Source organism: Bilophila sp. 4_1_30 (genome assembly GCF_000224655.1).
GTDB classification, from domain to species: Bacteria; Desulfobacterota; Desulfovibrionia; order Desulfovibrionales; family Desulfovibrionaceae; genus Bilophila; species Bilophila wadsworthia.
This window is the reverse complement of sequence record NZ_JH114235.1, coordinates 122,471-127,272: the sequence shown is the minus strand read 5'-3', so window position 1 is coordinate 127,272 and position 4,802 is coordinate 122,471. Positions and strand designations below refer to the sequence as shown.

The window sequence follows — 4,802 nt, the reverse complement described above, 5'->3', positions numbered from 1 at the left end:
CTCGGCGACCCGGTCGGACACCTCGGGCGAGGCGTCGCGCATCAGGGAAAAGGCCAGCCCGCCGAACGCCTGCAACAGCCTGCCTTCGCCCGCGGCATCGCGCTCCTCTTCAGGCATCGCGTCGAACGAACGGCGGAACGAGGCCGCCGCGCCGCCGAATCGCGTGAGCATCGCCTCATCATCCAGCGGTTCGCCTTCCGCAGGGGCTAGGCCGTTCAGAACCCCGGCCCCCTGAAGCGCGGCGGAGGCCAGCGCCCGGAACGCCTGCCCGCTCATGGGCGGATGCCCCATGACGAAATCCCTGAGCGTCGCCCGCTGCGCGGGGTCAGCCGTCAATTCTTCAATGGCGGCAAGGGAATCGAGGCGCCCTTTGCCCATCACGTCAGATACGGCCTGCCACATGGCGTTTTGCAGCACGTCATCCTCCGTGTGCTGCCCTCTCAGGGGAACATGCCGGTATTGTTCTACATAGGCGGCAAAGGCTTCGCGGACGTTTTGCGCGTCCCCGCCCGCTACGAGGGGCACGGTGCCGAGGATGCGGGAAACCGCCGCTCCGCCGGGGCGTATACTGAGCATCTGGCTGATGAACGCCTGAAGCCCGGCGTCGTCCTGCTGCACGTCGTGGAGCTTCGCGTCGATGCGGGCTTGATCGAGGTGCGCGGCGTAGAACGCGCGCTCTTCGGACCTGACGGTATTTTTGAGATCCAGCTCCGGAATCTGCTCTTCAATGCGCACAGGGATAACCGCGCCGCCGAGCTGTTCCCGGATGGCGGCAAGTTCGGCCCGCTGCTCCGCCGAAAAAGCGTCCATGTCCGCGGCGGCGGGCTGCTTGCCGCCGAGCACGGCGACCACGGCATTGAACCATGCCTTTTGAGCCTGCGGGAGCTGATCGAGCCCGAATTCCTTGTTGATGACGATTTCCGCCACATCCCGGGCGAAAACGATGGGGCCGTGCACTTGTGCTTCGATGTAGTTGCATTCGCTGGCGACGCGGCCCATGCCGTGCTGCTGCCTGTCCAGCGCGGCGCGCGCGAGGCTGACGGCGTCCATGTCGCCCAGCTCGGGGAGCAGGGTTTCGAGGCTGTCGAAAGAGGCCATTGCCTTGCGCGTGGACTGGGTATCCTTGAAAACCTTGATGAACAGCCCGGCGAGGGCGCTGTTTTCGTCGTCCTCGAGCCCGAACAGCTGGAACTCGTTCTTGAACAGGTCCGCCCGGAATTCCCCCTTGGCGGCCATGCCGTCGAATATCGCGTCGAGGCGCCGGCGGAGCTCGCTCCCTTCGGTCATCAGATCGAGCTTATGCGCCTCGCTGATGCCGGGGGAACCCGGAAGCAGGTCAAGGACGGCCTGACGCCCCGCTTCGGTATAGCGCAGGCGCAGCGCGACGAAGGTATCGTCCACGGTGTAGGTGGCGCGCCGGGCGACTTCGGGCTTGAGGTGCAGGGCCACGGTGCCGTAGGTGGGGGCCGCCCCGGTGCGCTGGCGCAGGAGGTTGAGCGCGGCGTAGGTGGGGCGCTCGTTGGCTACCGCCGGGCGGTCCTCGCTCAGTTCGGGGAACAGCCCCCGCTCCACGTTGTCGCGTTTCTGGATGTAGCCCGCGCCTTTCACGTCGATGGCGGCCTGACGGCTGGCCTCGTCGGGCGCGGCTTCGATGGAGTGGAAAATGTGCTCCCACGCCCCCCCTGCCTTGAGCAGGGGCTTGGGCCCGTTCATGCCGAACAGGAAGCCGAGATCCACGTTGATGGTCAGCCCGGCGGAGCGGAGCACGTCCCCGAACTGCCTTGCGTCGATGTTTCCGAGGTTGCGGCGGCTGGCCATATCGGCGACGAGCCCGCCCACCCGTTCCCGGCGCGCGGAGCTGTCGATGGCCACATCCATGAGCACGTGCATACTCACGGCGCTCATGTCCGCCGGGGCCTCGTGGGGCCGGGCGGCGCCCATGCCTTCGATGCCCGCGCCGTACTGGGCGGAGAGGGGGGGGATCTGTTCGGGCTGCGCGAGGCCCTGCGCGATGATGATGCGGTTGCTCGCCTCTTTGGTGACGAGCGCTTCGAGGCTGAACAGGTTGGCGGCCGCGGCCATGACGTCCTCATTGCGCGGATTGGCGCTCATTTCGGCTTGCAGCGCCCGCTTGAGCAGGCTCATTTCCGGGGAAAGGAACTGCTGGTAGGCGTTGAGGAGTTCCGTATTGGAAAGGCTTTCCACCTCGGGCGCGAAGGCGGCGATCACGGCGTCGTCCATCGTGCCGCGTATTTCTCCCAGCGTGCCCAGCCGGTTGAGGTGGGTCTGCATGGACTTGGCCGCGTTGAGGAGGGCCTTCGCGTCCAGCTTGCCGTCCGGAGAGGCCAGCGAACGGAGGGCAAGGGCGGCGTTTTCACGCGCACCGGTTTTGGCGTTGACCACTTTGGTGGCGGTTCTGAACCCGGCGAAGGGAATTTTGTTGCCTTTGATGGCGTCAAGGCGGACGGGCGGATTGGTTCCAAGCTGCACGCTGTGAAGGCCGAGCTTGCCGACGGAAGGAGAAATTCCCGTGGCCTGCGGCTGTTGCGCGCCGTTGATTCCATGAAGTTGCGACATGATGAGGCTCCCTCGTTTCTGAAAAGGGTGTACGATGTTTTCCTATGCAGCAAGAAGCGGACCAGAGCTTTGCCGGTCCCGGAGGCCTGTCCGGGAGGGGCTCGTGTGGGCCCCTATGACTCTGCATTACGCACTGTGCGGAAGCTGGTTCCCGCTATGGGGGGCGACCACTCCCCCTCGTGCCGAACGGCCGGTTTCCGTGTGCGGGGCAGGCGGACCGTTCAGGGAAAAGGGACGTCGCGGCAGGTTCAGCTGCTCCGGGGGCGGAAAAGGCCCGTTCCGCCGGAAAGCGCCTTTTTCGGCAGAATCCACACCGTGTTGCGGGGCATCGGGGCTGTTTCCGAGCGTTATGTCACTTTAAATTTGAAAAGGTATAGGGCATTTTTCCCTTGACTGAAAGGGGGCATCGGGCAATCCGCAAAAACAGGAAACCGCGGAGGGCCATGTGCAGGCCCGCCGCGGTTCATGGTGAGGGCGGAATAGAGCGGGTGTGTTGCAAGAAGAAGGCGTTTTGCCGTCGTTTCCGCTCGGGATGGGCTCGGCGGTCGGCGTTTTGGGGGAAGCCGGGAACGGTGCGAAGATGCCGCGCATTCCGGTTTGTTTTCCGGAGGCGTTGCCCGTGCCCTGCCATTGCGGGCCGCCTTTCCCGTGAGGGCTTTTGCAAAAAACAGACAGGATCGCCCCGGCAAGAGGTGATCCTGTCTGTCTTTTGGGAAAGGGGCGGCACGCTTGCCGTCCCCCTGAAGGCGGGTTGCCCGCCGTTTACTTCACGAGGCCGAACGTCTTGTCTTGTTCGCGGCGCAGGCGGAGCAGCGTGGATTCTTCGGGCATGTCGAGATCGCCGAGGGTGATCAGCTTCCCGGCGGGGACGTCCCTGCACAGCGTCCGGTGGCTGAGCAGGTAGAAGGGCAGGGCCGCATCCGGGCCGATGGCGGCGGCGGGGTTGAGGACGCCTTCCACGCCGTCGATGGTGTGGTGGTGGCCGCCCATGTCAAGGACGGTTCCCTTGGGCAGGTCGCGCACGGCGCGCCCGCACAGGTCGCACAGCGGGCGCAGGTTGTTGCCGCCGGTGGCGTGCTTCATGAGGGCCGCCGCGAGGACGCTGGTGCCGGTTTCCACGCCGAGCAGGTGGGCGGGATGGTACAGCGCGGCGTAGCGGTCGTTGCGGCTGCACGGGTGCCCCTTGGCCTTGAGCACCTGCCACGATTTCTTGTCCTTGCATTCCACGACGATGAAGACGCCGCCCGCCATGCTGGCCTCGTCGGGGCGGCGGAAGCAGTTGAAGATGTCGAGGCGCCCCGGCGCGTCGAACAGGCCGCCGTCGGCCTTGGGGCAGAAGAGATCGGGCATTTCGTCGATGCGGGCCACCGGCGCGTGGAAGAGCGGGCGATCCGGCATCATGCCCGTGGCGTTGGCGACCACCGCCATTTCGCAGAGGTCGGGCACGGAACGGTGCGAGAGCGAGGTGAGCATGGCGCGGCGCTTGCCGACGACCTCTTCCGCCGGTCGGTCGCCGAACTGCCACAGCGAGCCCATGCCGGGGGTGGCGATTTCCTGCTTCTGGCCGGGGCACAGCACCATGTCGCGCGCGGGATCATAGATGAAGTCGTATTCGCTGGATTTGCCCGCGCCCACGATGTTCATGCCGAGGACGCGGCCCCAGCTGATGAGCCCGATGAGCAGGCTGGGCTGGTCGCCGTCGCCGGTGGTGTAGACGAGGCCGCGTTCCGCCGCCTTGCGCGCCAGGATGGAGCCGACGACGGAGTCGGTTTCCTTGGAGACCATGACGACGTGCATGCCGCGCTCAATGGCGAGTTCGGCGGCGGCGGCGCTGGCTTCGGGCGCGCCGGAGCTTTCCACCAGCACGTCGAGGGGGAGATCCGCGATGTAGTCAAACCGATCCACGACGACGTTGAAGCCGTCGGCATAGGCCTTTTTCGCATCTTCGGCGGATTCGCACACGCGGACTTTGGAGGCGGGGATGCCCGCGTTTTCATAGGCGTCCACCGCGCGCTGAACGGTGCGCGTGCACACGGCGGGGACTTCGAGCAGGGGCATCCCCTGCGCCTGGAAGAGGAAGGACGCCCCGAATTCGCCCGCACCCGTGAGGCAGGCCTTGACCGGGCGGTGGATGGACGGATTGAACAGCGATTCGTAGAACATGATTGACTCCCTGTGGTTGCGGATGAAAAGCAGGCCCCGGCGGGAGCGCGGCGCGCTCCGGG

The 4,802-nt window shown here is 66.0% G+C and carries 2 protein-coding genes; both read right to left on the bottom strand.

The window, feature by feature from the left end; genetic code table 11:
- Window positions 1-2,577, bottom strand: a 2,577-nt coding sequence (locus HMPREF0178_RS18110) for a DUF3626 domain-containing protein (RefSeq protein ID WP_009369043.1), incomplete at its 3' end; no start/stop codon positions are given.
- Window positions 2,578-3,339: 762 nt separating this feature from the next.
- On the bottom strand, window positions 3,340-4,802 hold a 1,463-nt coding region (locus HMPREF0178_RS18105), incomplete at its 5' end, for an NAD(P)H-dependent oxidoreductase (RefSeq protein ID WP_232281325.1).